This window comes from Streptomyces sp. NPDC001980, from assembly GCF_040296885.1.
GTDB lineage: Bacteria > Actinomycetota > Actinomycetes > Streptomycetales > Streptomycetaceae > Streptomyces.
Genome location: NZ_JBEOYD010000053.1, coordinates 38823 through 63310 on the forward strand (window position 1 = coordinate 38823; position 24488 = coordinate 63310).

At 72.0% G+C, this 24488-nt stretch carries 24 protein-coding genes and 1 pseudogene; 13 read left to right on the plus strand and 12 right to left on the minus strand.

Annotation, left to right across the window (positions count from 1 at the left end):
* Positions 1-313: 313 nt before the first annotated feature.
* Positions 314-2536, minus strand: a complete 2223-nt coding sequence (locus tag ABT137_RS44890; RefSeq protein ID WP_351718392.1) for a bifunctional polysaccharide deacetylase/glycosyltransferase family 2 protein — start codon at positions 2534-2536, stop codon at positions 314-316.
* Positions 2537-2550: 14 nt separating this feature from the next.
* On the minus strand, positions 2551-3312 hold the full coding sequence (locus ABT137_RS44895) for a hypothetical protein (protein ID WP_351718394.1): 762 nt from the start codon (positions 3310-3312) through the stop codon (positions 2551-2553).
* 406 nt (positions 3313-3718) lie between these two features.
* Here ABT137_RS44895 and ABT137_RS44900 point away from each other — a divergent pair, with 406 nt between their 5' ends.
* The 3 genes and pseudogenes from ABT137_RS44900 to ABT137_RS51165 form a co-directional block, all read left to right on the plus strand.
* Positions 3719-4351: an RNA polymerase sigma factor gene (locus ABT137_RS44900; protein WP_351718397.1), complete on the plus strand. Its 633-nt coding sequence runs from the start codon at positions 3719-3721 to the stop codon at positions 4349-4351.
* An 86-nt stretch (positions 4352-4437) separates the two neighbouring features.
* Positions 4438-5214 carry a hypothetical protein gene (locus ABT137_RS44905; protein ID WP_351718399.1) on the plus strand — a complete coding sequence of 259 codons (777 nt, stop codon included), beginning with the start codon at positions 4438-4440 and terminating at the stop codon, positions 5212-5214.
* A gap of 243 nt (positions 5215-5457) precedes the next feature.
* Positions 5458-5628, plus strand: a pseudogene (locus ABT137_RS51165) (DNA-binding protein); the annotation flags it as partial.
* Here ABT137_RS51165 and ABT137_RS44915 read toward each other — a convergent pair.
* From ABT137_RS44915 to ABT137_RS44935, 5 genes are all read right to left on the minus strand, one after another.
* Positions 5573-5944, minus strand: a complete 372-nt coding sequence (locus ABT137_RS44915) for an STAS domain-containing protein (protein WP_351718402.1) — start codon at positions 5942-5944, stop codon at positions 5573-5575. The pseudogene ABT137_RS51165 and the gene ABT137_RS44915 overlap by 56 nt on opposite strands.
* Positions 5945-6092: 148 nt before the next feature.
* On the minus strand, positions 6093-6260 hold the full coding sequence (locus ABT137_RS44920) for a hypothetical protein (RefSeq protein WP_351718405.1): 168 nt from the start codon (positions 6258-6260) through the stop codon (positions 6093-6095).
* Complete coding sequence (locus tag ABT137_RS44925; RefSeq protein WP_351718408.1) at positions 6257-6418, minus strand: hypothetical protein; 162 nt, start codon at positions 6416-6418, stop codon at positions 6257-6259. The genes ABT137_RS44920 and ABT137_RS44925 overlap by 4 nt, the downstream gene beginning before the upstream one ends.
* 17 nt (positions 6419-6435) lie before the next feature.
* Entirely contained in the window at positions 6436-7107 is a 672-nt protein-coding gene (locus tag ABT137_RS44930) for a DUF5994 family protein (RefSeq protein ID WP_351718409.1), read from the minus strand.
* 44 nt (positions 7108-7151) lie between these two features.
* Complete coding sequence (locus tag ABT137_RS44935; protein WP_351718412.1) at positions 7152-7310, minus strand: hypothetical protein; 159 nt, start codon at positions 7308-7310, stop codon at positions 7152-7154.
* Positions 7311-7817: 507 nt separating this feature from the next.
* On the opposite strand from ABT137_RS44935, the gene ABT137_RS44940 reads away from it, so the two are divergent.
* From ABT137_RS44940 to ABT137_RS44970, 7 genes are all read left to right on the plus strand, one after another.
* Positions 7818-9059 carry a PP2C family protein-serine/threonine phosphatase gene (locus ABT137_RS44940; protein WP_351718414.1) on the plus strand — a complete coding sequence of 414 codons (1242 nt, stop codon included), beginning with the start codon at positions 7818-7820 and terminating at the stop codon, positions 9057-9059.
* Positions 9060-9086: 27 nt separating this feature from the next.
* Positions 9087-9284, plus strand: a complete 198-nt coding sequence (locus tag ABT137_RS44945; protein WP_351718416.1) for a hypothetical protein — start codon at positions 9087-9089, stop codon at positions 9282-9284.
* Between the two features lie 50 nt (positions 9285-9334).
* Positions 9335-9847, plus strand: coding sequence for a DUF5990 family protein (locus ABT137_RS44950; RefSeq protein ID WP_351718418.1), 513 nt, complete (start codon positions 9335-9337; stop codon positions 9845-9847).
* 315 nt (positions 9848-10162) lie between these two features.
* On the plus strand, positions 10163-10879 hold the full coding sequence (locus tag ABT137_RS44955) for an MmyB family transcriptional regulator (RefSeq protein WP_351718421.1): 717 nt from the start codon (positions 10163-10165) through the stop codon (positions 10877-10879).
* A gap of 35 nt (positions 10880-10914) precedes the next feature.
* Complete coding sequence (locus ABT137_RS44960) at positions 10915-11076, plus strand: hypothetical protein (RefSeq protein WP_351718423.1); 162 nt, start codon at positions 10915-10917, stop codon at positions 11074-11076.
* Complete coding sequence (locus ABT137_RS44965) at positions 11073-12281, plus strand: MFS transporter (protein ID WP_351718426.1); 1209 nt, start codon at positions 11073-11075, stop codon at positions 12279-12281. The genes ABT137_RS44960 and ABT137_RS44965 overlap by 4 nt, the downstream gene beginning before the upstream one ends.
* 237 nt (positions 12282-12518) lie before the next feature.
* Complete coding sequence (locus ABT137_RS44970; RefSeq protein ID WP_351718428.1) at positions 12519-15185, plus strand: WD40/YVTN/BNR-like repeat-containing protein; 2667 nt, start codon at positions 12519-12521, stop codon at positions 15183-15185.
* 38 nt (positions 15186-15223) lie between these two features.
* Here ABT137_RS44970 and ABT137_RS44975 read toward each other — a convergent pair whose 3' ends face one another.
* Positions 15224-15430 carry an acetyl-CoA synthetase gene (locus ABT137_RS44975; RefSeq protein ID WP_351718430.1) on the minus strand — a complete coding sequence of 69 codons (207 nt, stop codon included), beginning with the start codon at positions 15428-15430 and terminating at the stop codon, positions 15224-15226.
* 154 nt (positions 15431-15584) lie between these two features.
* Between ABT137_RS44975 and ABT137_RS44980 the strand changes: the two genes are divergently transcribed.
* Positions 15585-15839: a hypothetical protein gene (locus tag ABT137_RS44980; protein WP_351718431.1), complete on the plus strand. Its 255-nt coding sequence runs from the start codon at positions 15585-15587 to the stop codon at positions 15837-15839.
* Positions 15840-16024: 185 nt separating this feature from the next.
* Here ABT137_RS44980 and ABT137_RS44985 read toward each other — a convergent pair whose 3' ends face one another.
* The gene (locus tag ABT137_RS44985) at positions 16025-16342 is read right to left on the minus strand and encodes a hypothetical protein (protein WP_351718432.1); all 318 of its coding nucleotides are present in this window, start codon (positions 16340-16342) and stop codon (positions 16025-16027) included.
* On the opposite strand from ABT137_RS44985, the gene ABT137_RS44990 reads away from it, so the two are divergent.
* Positions 16323-19781, plus strand: coding sequence for an AfsR/SARP family transcriptional regulator (locus ABT137_RS44990; RefSeq protein WP_351718433.1), 3459 nt, complete (start codon positions 16323-16325; stop codon positions 19779-19781). The two genes, ABT137_RS44985 and ABT137_RS44990, sit on opposite strands and share 20 nt — an antisense overlap.
* 106 nt (positions 19782-19887) lie before the next feature.
* Here ABT137_RS44990 and ABT137_RS44995 read toward each other — a convergent pair whose 3' ends face one another.
* The gene (locus tag ABT137_RS44995) at positions 19888-20520 is read right to left on the minus strand and encodes a TMEM175 family protein (protein WP_351718434.1); all 633 of its coding nucleotides are present in this window, start codon (positions 20518-20520) and stop codon (positions 19888-19890) included.
* A 363-nt stretch (positions 20521-20883) separates the two neighbouring features.
* On the opposite strand from ABT137_RS44995, the gene ABT137_RS45000 reads away from it, so the two are divergent.
* Positions 20884-22656 carry a SpoIIE family protein phosphatase gene (locus ABT137_RS45000; protein ID WP_351718436.1) on the plus strand — a complete coding sequence of 591 codons (1773 nt, stop codon included), beginning with the start codon at positions 20884-20886 and terminating at the stop codon, positions 22654-22656.
* A gap of 19 nt (positions 22657-22675) precedes the next feature.
* On the opposite strand, the gene ABT137_RS45005 is transcribed toward ABT137_RS45000, so the two are convergent.
* Together ABT137_RS45005 and ABT137_RS45010 are read right to left on the minus strand one after the other, a co-directional pair.
* Complete coding sequence (locus ABT137_RS45005; protein ID WP_351718438.1) at positions 22676-23344, minus strand: hypothetical protein; 669 nt, start codon at positions 23342-23344, stop codon at positions 22676-22678.
* A gap of 241 nt (positions 23345-23585) precedes the next feature.
* Complete coding sequence (locus ABT137_RS45010; RefSeq protein ID WP_351718439.1) at positions 23586-23990, minus strand: DUF5994 family protein; 405 nt, start codon at positions 23988-23990, stop codon at positions 23586-23588.
* Between the last annotated feature and the right edge of the window lie 498 nt (positions 23991-24488).

The following is a 24488-nucleotide window of genomic DNA, read 5'->3' on the forward strand; positions in this document are numbered from 1 at the left end:
ACGCACCAGACGCGAATGCCGTCCTCGCTGGGGTTCTGCTTCCCGTTCTCCAGCCGAGAGACCTTGCCGTGTTGTACTCCGGCGCGTCGGGGCTCGGCGACTCGTCCGCGGCGGCCGGCAGCGCGAGGCCGCACACCTTCACGGGCCGCTCGGTCTGCGCTGCCGTACCGGCGTCGCCGCCGAAGCCCGCGACTACGTAGTTCACCACGCCCCGTCGCCCAGGACGACCGCGCCGAGCGGCAGCCACGCCCGGCGCTTGAGGCTCAGTGGTATGTACGCGTGCGACGTGCGACGACTCACCGATGCCACTGGTTCAGGCGGGGACCCGCGGAGGGCGGCCCTCGTCGGACGTCTCCGCACCTGCCGGTGCCCGCAGGGTGCCGTAGCGCTCCATGCGCTGCCACCGCAGCCGTGAGCCCGACACGGCGGTGAAGACGGACTGGATGACCACCAGGTACATCAACTGGCGGTAGACGAACTGCTGCAGCGGCAGGCTCCACAGCGGGCCGGGGCGTTCTCCGTCCAGGCGGAACGCGTACAGGCCCATCAGCAGTTGCAGGAGCAGGAAGGCGAGCCAGAGGGCGGTGATCCGCAGCGGGTCGAGGAAGACCAGGCCGTAGAGGGCGAAGACGTCGACCACGGGGGCGAGCAGGGGCAGCAGGACCTGGAAGAGGAGGAGATAGACCAGGCCCCGGCGGCCGAGCCGGCCTGCGGCGCCGCCCTGCACCAGCGCGCCGCGGTGCTTCCACATCGCCTGCAGGGTGCCGTAGCACCAGCGGTACCGCTGCCGCCACAGGGCGCCCAGCGATGCGGGCGCCTCGGTCCAGGCAACCGCCCCTTCCTCGTACACCACGCGCCAGCCGGCGCGGCACAGTGCCATGGTGAGGTCGGTGTCCTCGGCGAGGGTGGCGTCGCTGACCCCGCCGAGGGCGAGCAGCGCCCGGCGCCGGAACGCCCCGACCGCTCCGGGCACGGTCGGCATGCACTCGGCGAGGTCGAAGAGGCGACGGTCGAGATTGAAGCCGACGACGTACTCGATGTGCTGCCAACGGCCCAGCAGGCCACCACGGTTGACGACCTTCGCGTTGCCGGAGACGGCGCCCGTGCGGGGGTCGGCGAAGGGCTGCACGATCGTGCGGACGGCGTCGGGTTCGAAGACGGTGTCGCCGTCGACCATGACCACCAGGTCGCAAGTGGCGGCTGCCAGGCCGGTGTTGAGCGCGGCGGGCTTGCCCGCGTTCCGCTGCCGGATCACCCGCACTCCCGGCAGACCGAGGGACTCCACCAGGTCGGCGGTCCCGTCGGTGGAGCCGTCGTCCACCACGATGATCTCCACCGGATGGTCCGAGGCGACCAGGGAGCGTACGGCCGCCTCGATTCCGGCGCTCTCGTTGTACGCCGGGACGATGACGCTGACCGGTTCGGTCACCGGCGGTCCCCAGGGCCTGGCCCGGCGCCCGGTGCGCAGCCGGCGGTGCCGGCGGGCCGCGACCAGTACGACCGCCGCGCGCAGCACGCTGATCGCTCCGGCCGCGTACATCAGCATGCCGAGCAGCCGGATGGTCCCGTCGCCGAGCTGCAGCATCTTGATGAGGGCGATGCCCTGGAGGCGGTTGCCCAGCCCGGCGGGCTGGACGGGGCCGGCCATGCCGACCGCGGCGCCGACCGTCGTGAACCGGAAGCCCTGTGCCTTGAGCCGGGGGATCAGGGTGTTCAGGGCGGCGACGGTCTGCGAGCGGTCACCACCCGCGTCGTGCATCAGCACGATCTGCCCGGCCTTGCCGTGCGGTGTCGCGTTCGCGAGGACGCGGGCGGTGCCGGGGCGCTGCCAGTCCTCGGCGTCCAGGGTGGAGAGCACCGTGACGTACCCGGCCGAGTCGGCCTGCTTGAGGACGGACCAGTCGGCGTCGTCCAGCGCGTCGCTCTCCGAGGAGTACGGCGGCCTGAGCAGCGAGCTGGTGATGCCGGCCGCGCCGGCCAGCGCCAGCTGGGTCTCGCGCAGTTCCAGGGAACGCTGCCACGGGGCGAGGCGGGAGAGATCGGGGTGGGTGAAGGTGTGGATGCCGATCTGGTGGCCCTCGGCGACGATCCGGCGGACCAGTTCCGGGTGGGCGACGACCTGGGTGCCGACGACGAAGAAGGTCGCGTGCACATGGTTGCGGCGCAGCACGTCGAGGATGCGCGGGGTCCAGACCGGGTCGGGGCCGTCGTCGAAAGTGAGGGCGATGGTGCCGGCCTTCGGGCGGGCGGTGTGCGGGGAGCCGGCGGCGTCCGCGATCACGGGGCCGCCGTGGGCCACCTGACCGGGCACCGTGTCGGCCCGGCCGCGGGGGCCGGTCACGTCGTCCGAGGTGATCCCGAACATGTGGTGGGTGTAGCCCTGCAGCAGGAGGGCTGCCGACAGGGTCACCACGAGCACGCAGAGCAGCAGCCAGTGGGTGCGGGGGACGACCCGGCGGGTACGGCCGCGGAGGCGGGGCACGGAGTGGCGTCGGGGCACGGCGGTGCGGTGCCGGCGATCGGTCGGATCGGTCACGTCGGGGCCTTGGGTCACTTCACGGGCTTGTGGGACGCGGCCTTGGCGCGCCCCTTGGCGGAGGGTGCGTCGGTGCTGGTGGCACTGGCGCTGGTGGTGGGACGTGCGGTCGTGGTCGGGGAGGTGGTTCCGGTGGGCGTCGCGGTGGTGGCGGACGTGGCCACGGGGGTGGTCGCGGCCGTCTGCCCGCCGGTCTGGCCGGAGGCCGTCCGCGGCGTCGTGGGACGGGCGTTCTCGTCCCCTGCGCCGGAGACCGTGCTCCGCGCCGTGTGCCCTGTGCCGGCGGGAGAGCCGGGGGTGGTCGCGCGGGGTGCGGCCGGGTGCGTGGTGTCAGGAAGCGGGACGAACGGAGCGCTGAGGGTGGGGCCACCCAGCAACGTGCTGACCAGCAGGGCGACATAGACGCCCGCGGGGATCACCAGCAGCCGTGCGGCGCGCCGCACGCGGCGCTGGCGGCGCCCCGAGGCGTCCACGAAGACGGGCCGCGCCGGATCGCTCTCCGGCGTGTCCTGCTCCGATGCGGGACGGTCGGAGTCGTCGAGGTCCGTCGGCAGCACGGTGATGACGGCACCGTGCGGAGAGTCCCACTCCGTCCTGGCGAGGTGGTCCGGCCCGGCAACGAGCAGTGGTGCACCGGCGGTCCGGGTCTCCGGCTCCGCCGTGGCCGTGTCGGCGGTGGTGCCGCCGGTGCCCTCGCGACCGTGGGCGTACCCGTACCCGACGTCGGCATACGGCTCCCCGCCGTACCCTGCGCCGCTGTCGTCCGTCCACTGCACGAGTCCCGCCTCCTCTCCTGGCCGAGCGACATGGTCGTCCGCATGGAAAGAGCGCAGCTGGCCGAAACTGTTACACCTCCCGCCTCGGACCGTCATATGTCCCACTCCGGACACTCACATGAACGGCACTTCACCACCGCGTTCCCGCACGCGGCCGTGTGCGCGTAGAACTCCCGCAGCTCCCGGTGCGCCACGGCGAACGCACGCGCCGTCTCGGGCTCCGCGGTCCTCCCGCCGTAGCGGGGCAGGAGTGCTGAGCGCTGGGAGACGGGTGATACCGCGGGGACTCCTGTGCCGTTGTGACATTTCTGTGAGCGCGTGCGCTGGTCACCATGGGGCCGTCGGTGCGACCGGAGCACGGCGGACGACGTGGACTCGGCTGTGATCGGTGCGAACGAGGGCAATCTTGGGCCAGGTACGGCAACCCCGGCGCGTGCAGGAGTACGACGGGGAACTGGGCGCGGCGGTCGCGCGAGCCCAGGACGGCGACGAGGCCGCCTTCGCGGTCGCCTACCGGATCGTGCAGCCGGGCCTGCTCGGCTACCTTCGCGGCATCGTCGGCGACGAGGCGGAGGACGTGGCGTCCGACGCCTGGCTGGAGATAGCCCGCGACCTCGGGCGGTTCCAGGGCGACGGCGCCGGCTTCCGCGGCTGGACCGCGACCATCGCCCGGCACCGGGCACTGGACCACCTGCGTCGCCGGCGGGTGCGGCCCCAGGCCGGCGGTACCGACCAGGACGTACTGGATCTGGCCGGCCCGCACAACACCCATGAGCAGGCCCTGGAGTCCCTCTCCACCGAGCGCGCCCTGGAGCTGATCCGCGGACTGCCGCGGGACCAGGCCGAGGCCGTGCTCCTGCGGGTCGTGGTCGGTCTGGACGGACCCGCTGCCGCGCGCGCCCTGGGCAAGCGACCGGGCGCGGTGCGCACGGCCGCGCACCGGGGCCTGAAACGCCTCGGCCGTCAGCTGGGCATCGGTAGCGAAGTCGAGGAGGGTGTGACGGATGTGGCTTCCCGCGCGCTGGGGGAGTCGACATGAACGACAACCGCGGCAGGACCGACCGGCAGGCGCCGGATCCGGAGCAGCGGACGAATCGAAGCGGTCGGACGGGAACGGAAACGGACATGGGTGAACGGCTGGGCGGTGACGGGGTACAGGGCCGTCGACGTGTGCAGCCCGGCGGCGCCCCGTCCGACCCCCGGGACGCGGGTGACGACGCCGCGCTGGAAACGGCACTGGCCGCCGCCGTCCGGGCAGACGATCTCGCGTCCCAGGGCGAGCGGCAGGCCGTGGCCGCATTCCGGGCCGCCCGCGCCTCGGGTGCGCATCGCGCACGTACCCGGCGCCGGGACGACTGGCGGCCGACGGCCGAGCGGCGGGCCCGGCGCCCGGCGAAACTGACGTTCGGCGTGGTCTTCGCCAGCCTCGCCCTGGGTGGTGTGGCGGTCGCGGCCATCGGTTCCGCCGGTTCCGCCGGCGAGGGCGCGGGCGACGGCCGGGGAACGACGCCCCCGTCGGCGACCGCCTCGCACCGGGCGGTCGGCGGGGCCGCGTCCCACCCGTCCGGTAGTGCTCGGCCGACGGACCGGCCCGCCACCGCCCAGGACACCGAAGCCCACTGCCGTGCCTACGAGCACGTCCAGGGCCATGGCAAGGCGCTGGCTGCGACGGCCTGGCAGCGACTGGTCGCGGCGGCCGGCGGTGCGGACAAGGTTGCCGCCTACTGCTCCGAGCAGCTGACACGAGAGACGGCCAAGCCGAGCCACTCGGCCGGTGCGGGCAAGTCCGGCAAGGGTGCCGCGAACTCCGCCAACGGCACGGCGGGCGACACCGGCGCTTCCGGCAACGCGTCCGCCAACAGCCAGGCGAACGGCGGCCAGGGCAACGGCAAGAACAAGTAGCCCCCGTCTCCCCGCATGGTCGGGCCGTGGTGGTCGACAGCGGTGTGACTGCGGCGGACACGAGAACACACCCAGGTCGGCCGAGGCGACGGGAGGACGTCCAAACCGTTGCCGGGGGTTTCTTGGCCGCTCCAGCTGGGGCGGCATTTCCTCCGTACACCCTGACGGCGCCTTGGGTCAGACCTTTTCCGTGCTCACGCGTGGATGCACGGCGGTGAGCAGCTCGATGTCTTCTACGTCGGAAGTCAGGCCGTCGCGCAATCCGCTGCGGCTTTGCTGCGCGCAGCGGGGCTGCACGGCCACAAATACGCCATCGACGCCATGCTGTGCGCGACCGCCCTGCGGCATCCCGGCCGTGTCACGGCGCAGCGCCCGCGGCGGCGGGAATCCGGCGCGGTCGTGCGCGACCGGTGAGTACCGGGTGAAGCAGGAACCCGGAGCCGGTGATCTCGATGACCCGGGCCATGGCCCGTGACGGGTAGTGCAGTCGCAGGGCCGTACCGGCATCCGTGACAAGCCGGAACGCCGTGAGGAAGGCGTTGAGTCCGCTGGCGTCGCAGAAGGTGACCGCCGTGAGGTCGACGTCGATGCTGCGGATGCCGTCGCTCAGGCACTCGGCCAGCGCCTCGCTCACCTGCGGTGCCGTGGCGAGGTCGATCTCTCCCACGAGGGTGATCAGAGCGCGGGTGTCGCGGTCGCGCCGGTAGACGTTCAGTTGTGGAAGGGGCATGGATCCTCTGTTCGGATGCCAGGAGTGTGGGTGGAGTGGCCGTGCGCGGTGACGGGTGAAAGGAACTCCCGGTGCGGTGAACCGAGTTGATGAACCGGGTTCCTGGAGTCGGCTGCTGGCTACGGACTGCGCGGCGTGCGATCGGGGGCTACCGGCGGGGAGCGTCGGCCGGTACACGAGTCCGGTCGGCGGGGGTGACGCCGGTGGCGGTGCGGACGGCACGGACGGTACGGCCTTCGACGGCCAGACGGCCGGGCCTGTCGTCCCGGGCGCCCGCGTCGAGGCCGAGGTGGCGTGACCGCGCCAGGGGGATCACGGGGACTCACCCGTTTCCTTCCAGGGGCGGCGTGTCCGCGCGGTCGTCGGGGAGGGGCCGCGGTGGAAAGCGGTGATGCCGTCGCTGTGCCGCCGGTCGAGCAGGTGGATGAGGAGCACGCCCAAAGCGATCATCGCCATGACGACGACAACGGTCACGAAGGTCTCCACGGTCCTCACATCCCCAACGGTCGGTTCGAGGCCGCGGCGGGTGCGGCGGCTCGGTCCCCGACCGTGGCCGCGACCGCCGGGATCCGTGGCCGTGCGGCCGGATCGCGGGCCCCGTGTCCGCCCTCGGAGTCCCAGACCGCCTCCACGGCCCGGTCGGTCTCGGACACCGTCCGCAGACGCGCCGCCTCCTCCATCAGCCGGCTCGCGGTCGACGTACCCAGCGGGTCGCTCGCGGCGGTCATCAGCCAGGCGGCCGAGACCTGATCCGTCCGCGGCGGTATCACCAGCAGGTTCCACCGGCCCACGCGGTAGGAGAGCAACAGGAGTTCGTGCGGGTCCTGTTCGGGCAGGAACCAGCTCACCTTCACCACATGCCCGGCCACGGACACCTTGCGCGGAACGACCGGCCAGTGGGTGGGATTCACCGCGACCCGGGTGATCCGCCCCCACAGTGGATCCAACACGGCGGTCAGGGCGGGGAGTTCCACCCCGAGATCACGGGAGCGGGGCCACCATGCGCCGTCCAGGAGAGCCGGTGCGGGACCCACGGGAGCCAGCGACAGGCGGAGCGGAGACGAAGAGGGAGCGGGCGGCGGAGACGGAGCGGACGGCGACAACCGGTCTTCGAGTGTCGGCGAGAAGGGAACTGTCGGCGAGAAGGAGATGGTCGCAGTCATCACGCGAACCCTGCCCCGGGCCGACCGCGGTCGGCCCGGACTGTTCAATCGCCGAAAACGACACGAGCGTGGTGGCCGGTGCGCGAAATATCCTCGGTCATTTCAGCGTACTCCTCGGACAAGCCGAACGGACCGGGCGGGAAGACCGCGGATTGCCGGGGGCCCGAGCTGCGCACGAAACCCTTGATGCCCGAAATGCGCATCAGGCATAGGGTGAAAGCGGGTCGGCACACTCTCACGTGCGACCGGCCTGGAAGGGCGACCCCGGTGTGCCTACGCCGGGGTCGTTGGATGACGACCGGCGCGCCGTCGGAAGCAGGCCATGGCCACCGTAGGCCCGGTTCGATCGGACCCGCACTCCGGACCCGGCCCGCGCACCGGCCGACGTGCCGCCTATGGCGTAATCGGCTCGTCGGACCAGTCGGCGATGCAAGCCTGGGCCGGTCCACGGCGTTGTGCCACGCCGATCGCCGAGGACCGCCGGGTGGATCCGAGAGGGCAGGGGTGTGCGTTGCGTCGGGACACCCTGAGTCGGGGCAGGCGGTCGGGTGGTGAAGGCGCCGGCGCCGCTCCGGCCGGCACCGCCCCGCACCGGCCGCGGTTCGACGGGGCCGGGGCGCCGGGCCGCCCTGGCGAACACCGTGTGGACACGGCCGCCCCACGGGTTTCCCGGGCATATCGCGTCCCGGGACGAAGGGAAGCAAGCAGCGATGACGGACGATGGGCAGAGGCCGGGCGGGATCGGGGTGGACCGGTCGGAGGGGTTCGGCGAACGACTGCTGGGTGTGCTGCTGGACCGGGCCCACGAGATGCCGCCGGAGTTGATCGCCCCACTCGTCGCGGAGGAGGTGGCCAGGGTCGGGGGGCGGGACGTCTCCATCCTCCTGCAGGACTACGAACAGGTGCTGCTGGTGCCGCTGCCGGGCCGGAGGCTGAGGGTCGGCGGCCCGGAGTCGGTCGAGGACTCGCCCGCCGGCGAGGCGTTCCTGAGCCGCAGAACGGTGGAGGTGCCACAGGACGGCAGCGTGCGGATGTACCTGCCGCTGCTGGACGGCAGCGACCAGATCGGGGCGATGGCCGTCACCCTGGACAGGGTCGATGACGACGACCGGCGACTGCTCCGCAGACTCGCCGGTCTGGTCGCGGACATGATCGTCACCAAGGACGCCTACACCGACCTGTTCTTCCAGGCCCGCCGCAGCGCCCCGATGAGCGTGGCCGCGGAGATCCAGTGGTCGTTGCTGCCTCCGCTGTCGATGACCGTTCCCCAGGTCGAGGTGGCCGGAATCCTGGAGCCCGCCTACGACGTGGCCGGAGACAGCTTCGACTACGCCCTCAACGGCGACATCCTGCACGTGGCCATGATCGACGCGATGGGCCACGGACTGGATGCCGCGACCATGGCGACGGTGGCCATCGGCGCCTACCGCCACACGCGGCGGTCCGACACGGATCTGTCCCGGGTGTACGCGTTCATGGACAGGGCCATCGGTGAGCAGTTCGGCCCCGACCACTTCGTCACCGCGCAGATGATGGTTCTGAACATCGCCACAGGACGGCTGCGCTGGGTCAACGCCGGCCACCCGGCCCCGTTCCTGATCCGGGACCGCGCCGTGGTGGACCGGCTGGAGAGCCCGACCACGTTGCCGGTCGGCTTCGGTGGTGAGGAGCCGGTGGTCAGCGAGCGGATGCTGCGCCCCGGGGACCGGCTGCTGTGCTTCACCGACGGCCTGATCGAGGAGCACCATGCCGGCGGGGAACAGTTCGGTGAGGAGCAGCTCGTCGAGTGGACCAACCGGGTCCTCCGCCGACGCACCGAGGTACGGGCGGTGGTGCGAGCCCTCTCCCACGCCCTGAAACAGGAACGCGGCGGCACCACGAGCGACGACGCGACCATCTTCCTCATCGAGTGGCGAGGCGGCGACGCCGACCATCTCGCCGCCCTCGACTGAGCTCGCGGCGAAGGCGCGCCGGCCCTGGTGGGTGCTGCGGGTCCACGCCTCGCCGGATCGAAGCGGCCGCACGCGACCGTGCACGCCGGCCGGTCCACGTACCCCGCACCTGCACCCCGCCCCTGGACCGGCCCGGAAGGCCCCCGCACCGCCCCGTCCACCATGCCCTTCCGGCACGGCATGGCCCTGCTGTTCGCCCCGGCGAAGAACAACGAACAGCCCTGAGCGACCACCTTTCCGTCCGCCGCACCGACCGTGGGCAGATGATGGCGGGTATGCGTATCCGTATCGAGGCCGTCGACCTGCCCGGCCGCACCCGCCCCGCTCCCGCGGGCAGCGACGGCCCCGCGTACGCCGACATCCACGTCGCCGTGCAACGCCGCGACCGTCCGGCCGAACTCCTCGAACCACATCCCGGCGACGCCGCGTCCGCGACCTGGACCCTGGAGTGCACCGCGACCGCCACACCCGACGGCATCGATGTGACGGGCCCGTACGTGCAGGACCGTCTGGGCCGCCGGTTCGTCTACCTGTCCTGGGGCACGGTCGACGACTCGGGCGTCTTCACCATGTTCCGCCGCGCCAAGCTCATGCTCGACGCCGTCCCCGCCGACGTACTCGCCGCCGCCGCGCACCGCGGCCTGCTGGTCGGCCGTCTCGGTCTGACCGACGTGGACGGCGGCCCCCTGTGCGCACGCGTCGAGCCCCCGCACATCACCTGGACCGCCGAACCCGGCGACCAGGACGGGCCGGCACCGGGCCATGAGGACACGATCCCCCCTCGGTGACGGCCGACGCTTCTTCTTCATCGCCGTCACCCGGGTGGTCGGCGCGAACGTTCCGGCCGTCATCGGTCCCGACCGGCGTGGTGGCCGGCGTGATGTGGTGGTCGGCGTGACGACGGCGGCCATGACGAGCGCGAGCCCTGCCCGCCGAAGCGGTCGGCGCGTACGGTCCCGGTGGTGCCCGGGCGGGTCGGCCAGGTGAGATCAGCGGACGCCGGTCGGCTGCCGGGGCTGTGGCCCACGACGGGAACCCCCTGTCGTCCCCGGCATGTTCAGCCCTGTTCTTCGCCGCGAACCGGTCGTACTCGGAGTCCCGAAGTGAAGGTCCTCGGTCTGCAGGCGGCCGGCGTGGTGGTCGGACCCGGTGCCGATGAGGTCGCCGAGGGCCTGGGCGCCGCCCTGGAGCCGGCGGTCGCGCTGGCTGGTGCCGAACGCGCCGAGCCTGCGCAGGGAGGCGTCCAGTGCGCCCTCCAGCTCGACGAGGCCGAGCGCGCCCACCTGGACGACCTCGCGCGCACCGCGAACACCACGCGCCGCCCCACCCGCCGACGGGCCGCGCAGCCGATCCGCCCCAGCCTGCAGCACCTGCTCGACGCGATGACCGAGGCCCCGGCGTTCATCCGCAACGGCCGCCTGGACATCCTGGCCACCAACCGGCTCGGCCGCGCCCTGTACGACCCGGTCTTCGCCGACCCCGGGCGGCCCGTGAACCTCGCCCGGTACGAGTTCCTCGACCCCGGCGCGGCCGACTTCCTGCCGCACCTGGAGGCTCAGGCGGCCCGCGCGGTGGCGCTGCTGCGCACCGAGGCGGGACGCGATCCGTACAACCGGGACCAGATCGACCGGGCCGACGAACCCCGCGCCCAGCGGAGCTGCGGGAAGGGCGACGACAGCACCGGCAACCACCTCCGAGGCGGTGCGCACGACTTCTCCGCGCGCCTCCTCGGCGAGGTCTGCGGCATCGCCGGCGACGAAGAGCTGCCCCGCGTCTCCATTCGCCTCCGTCGGGCTGTCAACAGTGCCGGTCTGCACTGAGGAGGGAGGTTGTCGGGCAGGATCCGGAACGTCCTGTGGCGGCCCGAGCGACGTACGGGCCGCACGTCCCGTCGGTCGAGGGGGAGAAGATCACGTCGGTGTCCGTTCGCGAGGCGGCTCTGGTCGCCGCGACAGCCCTCATCCCGGCCGACGTCACCATGGCGCTCGACCGCTTCCTGGAGATCGTGTACCCGTGACAGAACCCAGCAGCGCCCCGCGACCGACCGGACGCCGCCCCGCCTGGCTGACCCGCAACGTGCAGGTGCTGTGCGGCGTGTCGTTTTTCCAGGACGCGGCCAGCGAACTCCTCTATCCCATCCTGCCGATCTTCCTGACCGTGGTGCTCGGCGCCCCGCCCGTCGCGGTCGGCGCCATCGAGGGAGCGGCCGAGGGGGCCGCCTCGATCACCAAGGTGGCCGCCGGGCGCCTGGCCGACCGGTTCGCCCGTCGTCCGCTGATCGGTGCGGGATACGGGCTGGCCGCGGTGGGCAAGCTGCTGATCGCGCTCGCGACCGCGTGGCCGATGGTGCTCGTCGCCAGGGTCACCGACCGGCTCGGCAAGGGCATGCGCGGGGCGCCTCGCGACGCCCTGCTCGTCGAGGGCGTTCCGAACGGACAGCGCGGCAAGGTGTTCGGCCTGCACCGGGCCGCCGACACCGCCGGCGCGGTGGTCGGCCCGCTCGTCGGGCTGGTCCTGTACGAGGCGCTCGACCACCGGCTGCGCCCGCTGTTCTGGATCGCCGTGATCCCCGCCGTCGCGTCGGTCGCGCTGGTCACCGCCGTCCGTGACCCCCGAACCGACGGGGCGGGCGGCTCCTCGGCGCGGGCCGCCCGCACACCCTGGCGGTCCCTGCCCCGCCCCTACTGGCGGGTTCTCGGGGTGCTGCTCGCCTTCAACCTCGTCAACTTCCCTGACGCCCTGCTGCTGTTGCGTGCGCACGACCTGGGCCTCTCGACGGCCGGGGTGGTGGGCGCGTACGCGGTCTACAACCTCGTGTACGCCGCCCTGTCCTACCCCGCGGGGGCGCTGTCCGACCGACTGCCGCGCCCGCTGGTCTTCGCCGCCGGTCTGGCCTTCTTCGCGATCGGCTACCTGGGTCTCGGCCTGATCCACAGCCCCTGGGCGGTGTTCGTGGTGCTGCCGCTCTACGGCGGTTTCGCGGCCTGCACCGACGGCGTCGGCAAGGCCTGGATCTCCACGCTCGTCCCCGACCACCAGCAGGGCACCGCGCAGGGCCTCTACCAGGGCGCCACCGGCGCCGCCGTCCTGCTCGCGGGCGTGTGGGCCGGGCTTGCCTGGGGCACCGACGGCCACCTCCCGCTGCTGGTCTCCGGCGGCATCGCGGCGGTCCTCGCCGGTGTGCTGCCGGTCGTCGCCCGCGGGCGGACCGCGGCCCTCTGACCCGGAGCGGCCTGCGAAGGCGCGGCGGGGCCTGCGAAGGCGCGGCGGGGCCTGCGAAGGCGCGGCGGGGCCTGCGAAGGCGCGGCGGGGCCTGCGAAGGTGCGGCGGGGCCGGTCGACTTCCGGCCATCGATAGTGACAGGTTCTGGTCAAGGGCTGTCCAAGTGCCGGACTCCTCCTGCCTCCGGTGGTCGGGTCGTCCCCGACGGCTGTATCCGTGCCCGTTCGGGAGGACCTGGTGTCAGTACCGACCCGCAAGAGACGTTGGTTCACGATCTGTGCCATCACCGCATCCGCCGCACTCGTGGCGATACCCGCCGGCGCCGCGCCCGGCGGAGACAGCAGCCCCTTCGGGGCCCGGGCACTGGCTCAACTGGCCGCCCAGCGAGGGCAGTCGGTGGGTACTGTCAGCCCAGAGGCGAAAGCCGGGGACGACGACGGCGGCGGTGACGACGGCAACGAGGCCGACGAGATAGCCGAGGGTGCGGACCAGTACGCCGAGGCCCGCACCTCACCCGGCATCGTCGCACCGGGCGCGTACGGCGCCGCCTGGACGAGTCTGACCAACCTGCCGAGCACCGGCGGCAGGTGGCGCAACATCACCGACCTGCCGTACAACTCCGACGACCCGCGCTACCGCGACTACGACTCCAACTCCAGCGGCGGCTCGGGTGATGTCACCGGCCGGATGGCGGCGATGGCCGCCGACGACGACGGGTACGTGTACGCGGGCAGCGCGGGCGGCGGAGTGTGGCGCTCGCACACCGGTGGCGGTCACTGGCAGCCCATCAGCGACAAGTTGCCCTCGCAGTCCACCGGCGCGCTCGCGCTGGACGGCGCCGGGCGGCTGTGGCTGGGCACGGGCGAGGCGACGACCAACGCGGACGCGTATCTCGGCAGCGGCGTCTACGTCCTGTCGAACCCCCGCCATGGCACCTTCTCCTCCCGCAGCCGGGTCGGCGGCGACGAGCTGGAGTCCACCACCATCCACGAACTGCGCTTCGGCGGCGGCAAGGTGTGGGCGGCGACCAGCGAGGGCGTCTGGAGCCACTCCACGAAGAGGCTCAGCGGCGCCTGGAAGCTGGAGTTCGCACCCAACCCCGACTATCTGCCGGGCGGTTCGCTCGCGCACGACGACTCGGCCGCGTACAAGAACATCGCCAACGACATCGCGATCGACCCGAAGGACCCCTCCAAGGTGGTCCTCGCGGTCGGCTGGCGCAGCGGTGACGACTACAACGGCTTCTACACCAAGGGCGCGGACGGCACCTGGACCCGGATCACCAGCGGCCTGGGCGACCTGCCCGCCGACGCGGACGACGTCGGCAACGTCACCTTCGCCCGCTCCGCCGACGGCTCCCGCTACTACGCCATCGACCAGTCCCCGGAGCAGCTGAACACCAACCCGGACAGCGGTCTGGAGGGCATCTACGTCTCCAAGTCCGGTTCTCCCACCGGCCCGTGGACGAAGATCGCCGACTACCAGGGCCTGGCCGCCGACGGCTCGGCGCTCACCTCCAGCGGCTACATGCCCGGCGTGCAGGCCTGGTACAACCAGTTCCTGACCGTCGACCCGGCGAACGCGGATCACGTCTACGCCGGCCTCGAAGAGGTCTACGAGACCAAGGACGGCGGCAGCACCTGGTCCACGGTCGGCCCGTACTGGAACTTCGGTTTCCCCTGCTGGAGCATCGACCCGGCCAAGCAGACGGGCGACTGCAGCCCGACCACCCACTCCGACCAGCACGGCGTCGCGATCGGCAGCTACCACGGCAAGAGCTTCGTCTACGTCGGCAACGACGGCGGCGTCTACAAGCGCCCGCTCAACGGTTCACAGGACGCCTCCGGGCACGCCACCGACTGGACCTCGCTCAACGACGGCACCATCGACACCCTCCAGTACTACTCGGTGGGCGTCGGCAAGGACCTGACCTACGGCGGGGTGTCCGTCACCGGGGGCCTGCAGGACAACGGCCAGTCCATCCTGCGCAGCAACGACACCGTCATGGGGTCCAACTTCGGCGGCGACGGCGGCGACACCCTCACCGACCCGGCCAACGGCTGCAACATCGCGGAGGAGTACGTCTACCTCGCCATCCAGGTGACCCAGAACTGCGCCGTGAACGACGGGAGTTGGGTCACCGACCCGGGCAAGATCACGTCGTACAACGTGGCTCCCGCCGACAACGCGACCGGCGAGGCCCGCTTCATCGCCCCGATCACGGCCGACGCGAAGAACAGCTCGACCTGGATCGCCGGCGGCCGCCACATCTGGGTCCAGACCCACGGCTACGCCATCCGCAGCGGCGACGAGTGGACCAGCGTGTACGACCTCGGCGCCGGGCGTACCGCGACCGCCGTCGCGGCCTCGGGCGGCAAGGTGTACGCGGCCTGGTGCGGGCCCTGCAACAACCAGGGCTTCGCCCGCGGCATCTCCGTCGGCAACGCGGACGGGACCGGCTGGCACGACATCAGCCTCCCGGCCACCGGCGCGGACGGCACCGTACCCAACCGCTACCTCGCCGGCTTCGCCGTCGACCCCAAGAACGCCGACCACGTCTACCTCGCGGTCAACGGCTTCTCCCGGCACTGGACCGAAGGCCCCGGCGCCGGCGTCGGCCACGTCTTCGAGTCGACCGACGGCGGAACCACCTGGAAGGACATCTCGAAGAACCTCCCCGACGTGCCGACCGACTCCGCGGTCGTCACGCCGAACGGCGGCCTCGCCGTCGCCACCGACCTCGGCGTCGTCTACCGCGCGCCGGGCCGTACGACCTGGCAGCGGGTCGGGAACCTCCCGGCCGTCGCCGTGCTCCAGCTCAAGCTGAGCCCGGACGGCAGGACGCTGTACGCGGCGACCCACGGCCGCGGCATCTACACGATCGACGTGCGCGACTGCCACTGACGCGGTGACGTCGCAGGGGTGGTCCCGGAGTGCCGGGGTCACCCCTGCGTCGGGTACGGCACCACGTTCACGTGCAGCGTAAAGGCGACCCTCGCCGCACCCGCCACATCCGGCGCCTTCGCCGACGCGGTGACCTCGGCCGCACCGGCCCGGGTCCCCGCACACCGCAGCGAGGCGTGGGACGTACCGTCCGCGTCCACCCGCCATCCGGACGCCAGGACGAGAACCGGCGCGGAACTCCGCACGGCTGTCCACCGCCTGTCATCCGTGCGAGGCCGCAGGACCAGCGACACCACAGTCCCGGGCCGTGCGCAGAGCCGCTGTTCGACCGCGTCACCAGGACTGACGGTGACCTCCGCATGCCCAGCGGCACAGCTCTCCGGCGCAGGGGAGGGACTGGTGGCCGACACCGACGGGCTTCCCCCGGTCCGGCTCGCGGACGGCGCTGCCGGCGCGTGCGTCGACGCACTGGCCGACGGCCCCGCCGAGTTGTCGTTCTCCGACGGTTCTCCCACCGATCCGCCGGCTTCCGACGCGTGGCATCCCGCCAGGACGACCACCACGGCGACCATCCATCCCCCGGCCCACCACCGCATCCCAGCACCTCCCGGCCAACGCTCGATTCCCGAACTCGGTCGCCCGCCGGCCACGTAGAGCGGTCGTCCACGACTCCGAGTCGACGACGTGTCCCTAGCATGCCCTTACGACCGGCAAACCACGGTCGACAGCGGTGCGATCCCACACCCCCGGACGCCATACCGGAGCGCATGTGCCCAGGTCAGAAGCTATCCAGGTCGGCGAGCGCAGGAGCCCGGGTCGGCACGTCGGGGAAGCCCGCGTCAGGAGCCGACAGCGTCCACGATGACGTGGTCCGCCCGGCGATCCGCGCGGACCACGGCGCGGGCCGCCATGAGGATCTCCTCGTCCATGTCCGCCCTGGAGGCTGTCAGAACCTGGAGCAGGCGGGCCCTCCACACGTCGGGGTCCGTCTCGTACGCGTCCAGCACCCGTACGCCGTAGCCGCCCCGCACGCCGTTTTCGCCACCGCCCAACCGCCGGCGGACTGCCTCTCGCAGCGCGGCGTGGAGGTCGTCGATGACCCCGCGTGAGGTGTCGGGGAGTCCGGGCGCCACCCCCGTGGCCAACGCGGTGGCCACCAATTCCACTTCGATCACTCGATCCTCCCGTTCGGTTGTGCGGGTTGTGCGATGTCGTTTCCATCACCATGGCCGGGGGTGCTGCAATGCTGATGAAATTTCGATGACTTACGGGAGCGGAGGCTTCGCGGTGGACGGGGGATCTCCTCAGTTGCTTCGATTCGAGGTGCTCGGGCCCTTACGAGCCTGGAGGGGCGCCACGCCCCTCCAACTGGGCCCGGTCAAGCGGCAGGCCGTACTGGCCGCGCTGCTGCTGCGCCGAGGGGCCGCGGTCAGTCACGAGCGGCTGCTCGACGCGGTATGGGGACCAGAGCCGCCTGCGGGCGGTCACAAGGTGCTGCCGACTCACGTCAATTCGTTACGCAGGGCCCTTGATCCGGAGGGCATTCAGCCCGCGGAGTCGGTGATCCGCAGCGGAAAGGGCTGGTACCGCTTCGTGGTCGAGGGAGTCCGCCTCGACACGGCGGATCTGGACGTGCAGGGCGACGAGGCACTGCGGACCGTCGCCTCGGGCGATCTGGTCGCGGCGGCGGTGCAGTTGTCCGCGGCCGTCGAGTTGTTCCGGGGCGAGCCCCTCGCCAACCTGCCGGGACCGTTCGCGCAGGAAGAGCGGCAGCGGCTGGAGGAGCGCAGGCGGACGCTCCGGCTGGAGCGACTCAAGTGCATGATCCTGCTGCGCCGATTCGCCGAGGCACTCGACGGCCTCGGCGCATTGTCGGCATGGTCGGTGGCTGACCGCTACGACGAAGCGCTGACAGCGCTACGCATGCGGGCCCTGTACGGCTGCGGACGTCAGGCGGAAGCGCTCAAGGTCTACGAGGACATACGCGTACGGCTGCGTGACGAGCTCGGAGCCGATCCCGGTGAGGAACTGCGCCGGGTGCACGAAGCGATGCTGCGCCAGGACGACGCCTTCCTCCTGCGTCCGTCGGCAACTTCCCAGCCCTGGCTCACCAGGCCGCGCGAGATCCTCGTGCCCGCCGAACTCCCGCACGACACACCGGGCTTCGCCGGCCGCACGGGCGAACTCGCGCGGCTCCACGCCCTGCTGCCGCCCACACAGCACCAGACGGCTGCGAACACCGTGGTCATCTCCGCCATCGGTGGCGCCGCCGGCATCGGCAAGACCGCGCTGGCCGTGCACTGGGCCCATCAGGTCCGCGACCACTTTCCGGACGGTCAGCTCTACGTCAACCTCCACGGCTTCGACCACGACCGGCAGCCCCTGGAGCCCGGCGAGGCGCTTGAGGGGCTCCTCCGCGGCATGGGGCTCACGGCGTCGGAGATCCCTCCGCGCCACGAGGCCCAAGGCCGGGTGTTCCGGACCTTGCTGGCCGACCGGCGCATGCTCGTCCTGCTGGACAACGCGGCCTCGGCCGAGCAGGTGCGTCCGCTGCTGCCGTCCAGCCCGACCTGCTGTGTCGTCGTCACCAGCCGCAACCGCCTCGGCGACCTCGTCGCCCACGACGGTGCCCACGCCCTGCCGCTGGGCCTCCTCCGGCCGGACGAGGCTCACGCGCTGCTGAGACGAACCCTCGGCGCAGACCGGGTTGCCGCCGACGAGCGTGCGATCGGCGAACTGATCCGGCTGTGCGGCAGCCTTCCGCTGGCGTTGCGCGTGGCGGCCGCCAGGCTGGCGGGCGATCCGGGCCTGCGGGCGGCCGACCTGGTTGCTGAGATGACCGAGGGCAACAGGCTGCAGGCCCTGGAGCCGGAAGGCGGGGTCAACTCGCCCTTGTACACGGCCTTTTCGGTCTCGTACCAGGACCTTTCAACCGGCGCACGCCGGCTGTTCCGCATGCTCGGCCTGTCCCCGGGGGCGGAGTTCACCGCCGAGGTCGCGGCGGCCCTTCTGGACGCTCCGCCGTCGCGGGCCCGGCGCCTGCTCGGAGAGCTGGCCGCAGCCCACCTGATCGAACCGGTCACGGTGGGGCGTTACCGGTTCCATGATTTGCTTCGCGAGTACGCGCAGGAGCGGGCGCTGGCGGAGGAAGCGGCCGTCGATCGCGACGCTGCGCTGGACCGGCTCCTGATCTGGTACCTGAACGCCACCCGCTGGGCCGCGGGAACCTGGCTCTTACCGGAGCTGCCCTCCGACCTCCACCCGGGCGGGTACCCGGGCATGCCGTCGGCCTCCGGAGCCGACAGGTGGTTGGAGACGGAGATGGCGAACCTGCTCGCCGTCATCAACCACGCCGGTCGCCACGGGCCGCGCCCCGTCGCCTGGCACCTGGCCAACGCGCTGTTCGGCTATTTCTGGCTCCACCTGCCGCGGGCGACGTGGCAGACCATGGCAGAGATGGCGCTGGGCGTGGCCACGGCTGAAGGCGACCTGTTCGGCCAGGCGGCCATGCACACCAGCCTCGGCGTGATCAAGTGGGACCGGGGGCATGCCAGGCAGGCGATGGAGCACGGCGAACGCACACTGGACATCAGCCGGCAGCTCGGTTGGGCAACAGGCGAGGCAGCCGGCCTCGGCGTCCGAGGCTTCATGGAATGGAGCATGGCGCGCCTCGACAAGGCGCACGAGTGTTTCACCGCCGCCCTGCGCGGTTTCCGGGAAGCCGGTAACCGCTACTTCGACGGGTTCGGGGTGGTCGGCCTCGCCATGACCTGCCGGGACCTGGGCCGGCTGCACGAGGCTGCCGATCACCTCGAACGCACCATCGACACCAAGGAAGAGCTCGCCCGGTCGAACAAGAGCGGGGCCCTGCAGATTCTGGGCTGGGTCTACTGGGAACTCGGCCGTCTCACCGACGGCCTCGACGTCCTCCGCCCCGCGGTGGCCACGGGCAAGAGGGGCCCCTATCGCCCAGGCCGCGCCATGATGCTCGACGCCATCGCGAAGATCAATATCGAGCTCGGCCGCCCGGACGAGGCGCTGATACTGGCCGAGCATGCCTTCGCCACGGTCAAACACACAGGACGCCAATGGATTCAGTCCGGCATCCTCAACACGGTGGCCGCCGCCCACCGCAAACTGGCACATCAGGAACAGGCTCTTCAGGCTGACGAGCAGGCTCTCGCCCTGGCCCGCGAGGCGAGATTCAAACGAGCCGAGGCGGACAGCCTCGTGAGCCTCTCCCTCACTCACAGGCAACTGGGCCGTCATGGCGAGGCCCGCAGCCATGCCGAACAGGCACTGCGTCTGGCCCGCGACCACTCCTTCCGGGTGGTGGAGGGCCAGGCCCTGACAGCGCTGTCGGAAGCAGCGGAGTCCGAGGGAGCACACGCCACAGCCGTCGACTTGGGCCAGGAGGCCCTGGCCGTACACCGCGAGACCGGCCACCGACCCGGCGAGGCCCGCACGCTCATGGCGCTCGCGCGCGCCCACCGGACGACCGACGGCGCCGCCGCCGAACTGATGAGGCAGCAGGCACGGGAGGTCTTCTCGGACATCGGCGTGCCCGCGAAGGAGTACCAGGATCTCGACCGGTGACGTATGGGTGTCGCTGCGCCCGGAGGTGTGGCGTCGCAACCGGATGAAGGCAAGGCGCCACTACCAGCGCACCCCCCACGGTGCAGCCGGGTGACACCTCCGGCCGTCACGTCTGATCCGCGCCGCCACGTCGACGCCTCACCTTGGCGATCTCGCCCGCGATGGGCAGCCAGTAATAGAGGATGAAAGCGCCGATCACGGCCATGCCGACCACCGGAAGCAGAGCACCGAGCAGGGTTCCGGTGCCGAGCCAGACAAGGGCGAGCTGGAAACGTCGGCCGATGGCTGTCGCACCGGCCGCATCGATGGTGGTGGTGAGTAGCCGACGATCATGACGGGCATACCACCAGATGACGTTGAAGAGAAGGGCCGCGAGTTCGAACGTGATGCCGTGCAGGACGACGGCGATGCGCTGCCCGTGTCCGTCGCGGAGCGCTTCGGCCAGTACGGAGGCGGCGAAGGGCAGGAACGCGACGTCCATCAGCAGCACGGTGTTGAGGAACAGGACCACCCGGTCGGCGCTGCGGATGTGGTCGAACATGATGTGATGGTTGGCCCACACCTGCCCGATCAGCATGAAGGTGACTGCGTAGGCCAGGTAGGACGGCCAGAGCGTGGCGAGGCCGTGCAACAGGTGGCGGGTGTCGTGCGGCGGGTGGATCTCCAGGACGAGCAGTGTGATGGCGATGGCGATGACGGCGTCGCTGAACGCGACCACCCGGGCAGGATCGCGCTCCACGCCGAACGGCGTTGACTCTCCTGGTTCCTGAACAGGTTCTGTCATCGCCCCAGCCTCTGGCACCGGACGCTGCTTCGCGAGCAGCCGTGTGGCATGTCTGCGGCGGTGCAGGGGATGCACCCCGGCACCGACAGGCCCGGCCGGAGTGGCCGTACCGGGGTGTCGCGGAGGCACTGTCGTGTCGGCCGTGCGGGCGGGTACTCGGCGGGGGACCATCGACCATCGGGGCACCGACGTCTCTGCGGCCCGGTGGCCCGGTGGCCCGGGCCGTGGTGCGGTCGGTGCGGTCGTTGCGGGAAGGACGGTGGCGGTGCGGTCGAGGGCTTGAGGTCCGGCGGAGAGCACGAGAGGCGGCTGTCGGCGGTGGAGCCAGGTCTGTGGCAGCAGGTGGTCGAGCAGGTGGGCACGGCCGTGGCCGTGATCGACCCGGCCGGGCGGATCGTCGCGGTCAACCCGGCCGCCGAGCGGCTGCTGGGCCGCCCGGCAGCGATGGTGTACGGGCGGGACCTGCATGACCTGTGCCATCGGGACCCGGGAGGCGCCCTCGTCCCGCGAGAGCGCTGCCCGCTGCTGCGGGCGCTGGCCGAGGGCCGTCCGGCACGCGGGGACGACGACAGGTGTCTGCGGGCCGACGGACGGCTGATCCCGATCTCCTGGTCGGCCACGCCGCTGACGGACGACGACGTCTCCGGCGCCTCTCCGGGCATGGTCGTGCTGATCGTCGAGACGGTGGCGGACCGGGGTGCCCCCAGGGAACGCGCGGAACGTGCGGAACATGCGGAACGTGCGGAGCTGTGGGAACAGGCGGAGCGGGGAGAACAGGAGGAACGAGCCGCTCGTACGAGCGCTCTGGAGAGTCTCACCGAGCGGCTGACGCTCGTGGCGGAGATCACCGACGTGCTCGGCCAGACCCTGGAAGTCGACGAGGCTCTCGCCCGGTTGAGCCGGTTGCTGGTTCCCCGCCTCGCCGACTGGGCCGCGGTGGACCTGCGGGTCGGCTCCCGTCAGGTGCACCGGGTGGCGGTGACCGGCCCCGAGGGCCGTGCCGCAGGGCAGGAGGACTGGCGTGGTCAGCTGCCCCCTGCCGGGGAGGCGGTCCACTCGCCGCTGGTCCAGGTGCTGAACGGAGGCGCTCCCGTCCTCCAGGACCGGGCGGCCCCGGACGCACCGTCCGACTCGCCGCTGGCCACCGTCCACGACGCCTTCCTCAGAGCAACCGGCGCGGCCTCCGTCATCACGGTGCCGCTGGGGAGCCGACGGCAGGTCACCGGTGCCCTGACACTGGTGCGCACCGACGCGGCACGGCCCTTCGACACCGGCGATCTGGACGTGGTGAGCGACATCGGCCGCCGGGTCGGCCTGGTCATCGACAACGCCCGCCGGTTCGGCCGGCAGCGCGCGGTCGCCGAGGCCATGCAACGCAACCTCCTCCCCCCGCTGCCCGAGCACGGCCGGATCCAGCTGGCGGCCCGGTACCAGCCCGCGCCGGCCGGCTCGCAGGTCGGCGGCGACTGGTACGACGCGTTCACGCTGAGGGACGGCACGCTCGCCCTGGTCATCGGCGACGTCGTGGGCCACGATCTGACCGCCGCGGCCGGCATGGCGCAGTTGCAGGGTGTCCTGCGCTCCCTCGCCTGGGACCACACCGGGCCGACCGGTGCCGTCGTGGACCGCCTCGACGACGCCCTGCACGCCATCACGACCGTGTCGATGGCCACCCTCGTCCTCGCCCGGGTGGAGGGCCCGGAGACCGGCCCCTGGACGCTGCGCTGGACCAGTGCCGGGCACCCGCCGCCCCTGCTGCTGACCCCCGACGGGAACGCGCAGTACCTTGAAGCCGGGCAGGGACTGATCCTCGGGACCGACCTCGGCGGCGGCAGCCATCGGCCGAGCGCCGACCACGCCCTGCCGCCGGGGTCCACGCTCCTGCTCTACACCGACGGCCTGATCGAGTCTCCCGGCAGCGACCTGGACACCGGGCTCGGCCGACTGCGCCGCCACGCCCTCACCCTCGCCCACGAACGTCTGGACACGCTGTGTGACCAGCTCGCGGCCCGGATGCCGCCCGGCAGCACCGACGACATCGCCCTTCTCGCCCTGCGCCTGCCCCTGCCTCTGACCGGGGCCGAGATGTGATCCATAAGGAGGCGGCCGCTCACGTCCCCGGAGCCAGTACCAGAAGGCGGAACGGACCCGGCGGCACGGCCAGTCGCACGGCCGGAACGGTGTCGTCTCCTGCGTCCCGCCAGCCCCACGACCGCATGGTCTCGACCGTCCTGGCGTCCCGGGCGTCCACCAGCGTGACGCCGAGCGCGGCGCCGTGGTCGGCGAGCAGCCGCCGTTGCAGGCGCCGGGCGAGGTTCCAGACCTGGTCCTTGTACTCCCGGCGCACCCGAGGCGGCACCACGATTCCGGAGACGACGAAGAGCCCACCGGAGGTGGCGCGGCGAAGCAGACTCCCCCCGACGCGTCCGCCGAACCCCGTCCACCACGGACCCGCGCCGGCCGTGGGGAAGCCGTAGGCGTATCCGGCCAGGGTGGTGGTCTCCGCGATCAGCAGCGAGAACCCCGGTCGTCGGGAGTCGGCCGTGAGATGGAGCAGGAAGGTGGCACGCGCCTGGTTCCAGGCCCACGCGTCGCCACCGGAGGTCTCCGCGTACAGGTCACCCAGCTCCTGCAGGCGGTCCGCGACCTGGCAACGGGACAGCGGGCGGACGCGTTCCGCCACCTCGGGTGAGGAGCGGCTCTCCGCCTTCGGTGAGTTGGGCAGGCGCGTGCGCGGCCTGCCGCGTGCGGGTTGGAGGGCAGGGAGGGTCAAGGTCATCGGGAGGAACATGTGCGCGGGCATGAGCAACCCTGCCCCGGGCACGGGCGAAGGCCGACCCGGCGTCGTGGATCCCCGAGAGCGGCACCGGTGTCGGAGGCGGTGCGCGGTATGCCCTCGGTCTCTCCACCGTACTCCCGGCCTGGCCCGCCCCGGCGGCCCGGTGGTCGCCGGGAACCGGGCGGGTGCGTGTGGGTTGATCAGGACGGGAAGACCGGCGGGGATGTGACGGACGCCAGGGTCAGCCTTCCGCGAGGGTGCCCGCCGCGGCCGCCATGAGCGGTTCGGCGGCGTCCTCGGTGGTGTCCGGAGGCACGACCGCAAGGTCCCAGCGCCCTCGGCCGGGGGCGAGCAGGACGACGGTGTGCGGGGCGTTCGCCGCCAGGGCTCTGCGCAGTCGTACGACCTGGTTGGAGACGAGTATCCGGCCGGGCGCCGTGGACCACACCGCCCCCTTGACGGTGGCACTGGTGATATGGCCCCACTCGGGCGGCAACCCGGCCAGCAGCCGCGGGAGTTCCACGAGGAGGTCGTAGGAGCGCGGCCACCATGCTCCGTCGATGGACCGGGGCAGGTCGCTGCGGGGCGCCAGCCGCAGGCGGAGGACGGGGTGGGAGGGAAGCGGTGGTTGCAGTGCGGTGGTCATGAGGCTGCTGCCAACTTCCTTGGGTGGGTGCGTGGTTGCCGTCGGGTGCGGGTGGCGCTTTCAGCGAGCACGTGGCACAGCGAATCGACGCTCCGGGCCACGCGGTGGAACAGCGCGATGCGCGCAGGTCCCGCCCACAGCAGGGCGGTCGGGCCGTACGCAAGGAAGCCCGCTTCGTGGCCTCGGACCTGCGAGGCGGTGTCCGGCGGGGCGGGCGTGAACGGGGCTGGGCTGCATGGAGGGGACCCTGACCTCGGTGAAGGCCGCTGGGACGGAGATGCGGCCGGGGTCACGGACTGCCCCTGGGATGGGTGGTGTGCTGGTGACGACCTGTCGGATAGGCACGACGCACCCTCGTTCCGCCCACCGTACTCCTCGGGTCGGCGTCGCGTTGACACGCACTGTCGCCGGACGTTGACTGGCGGGACGGCTGAGGGCCATGAAGGGCAGGGTCGACCGGGTCTCCGGGAGCCGGAAGCAGGCCGTCGGGTAGGCGGA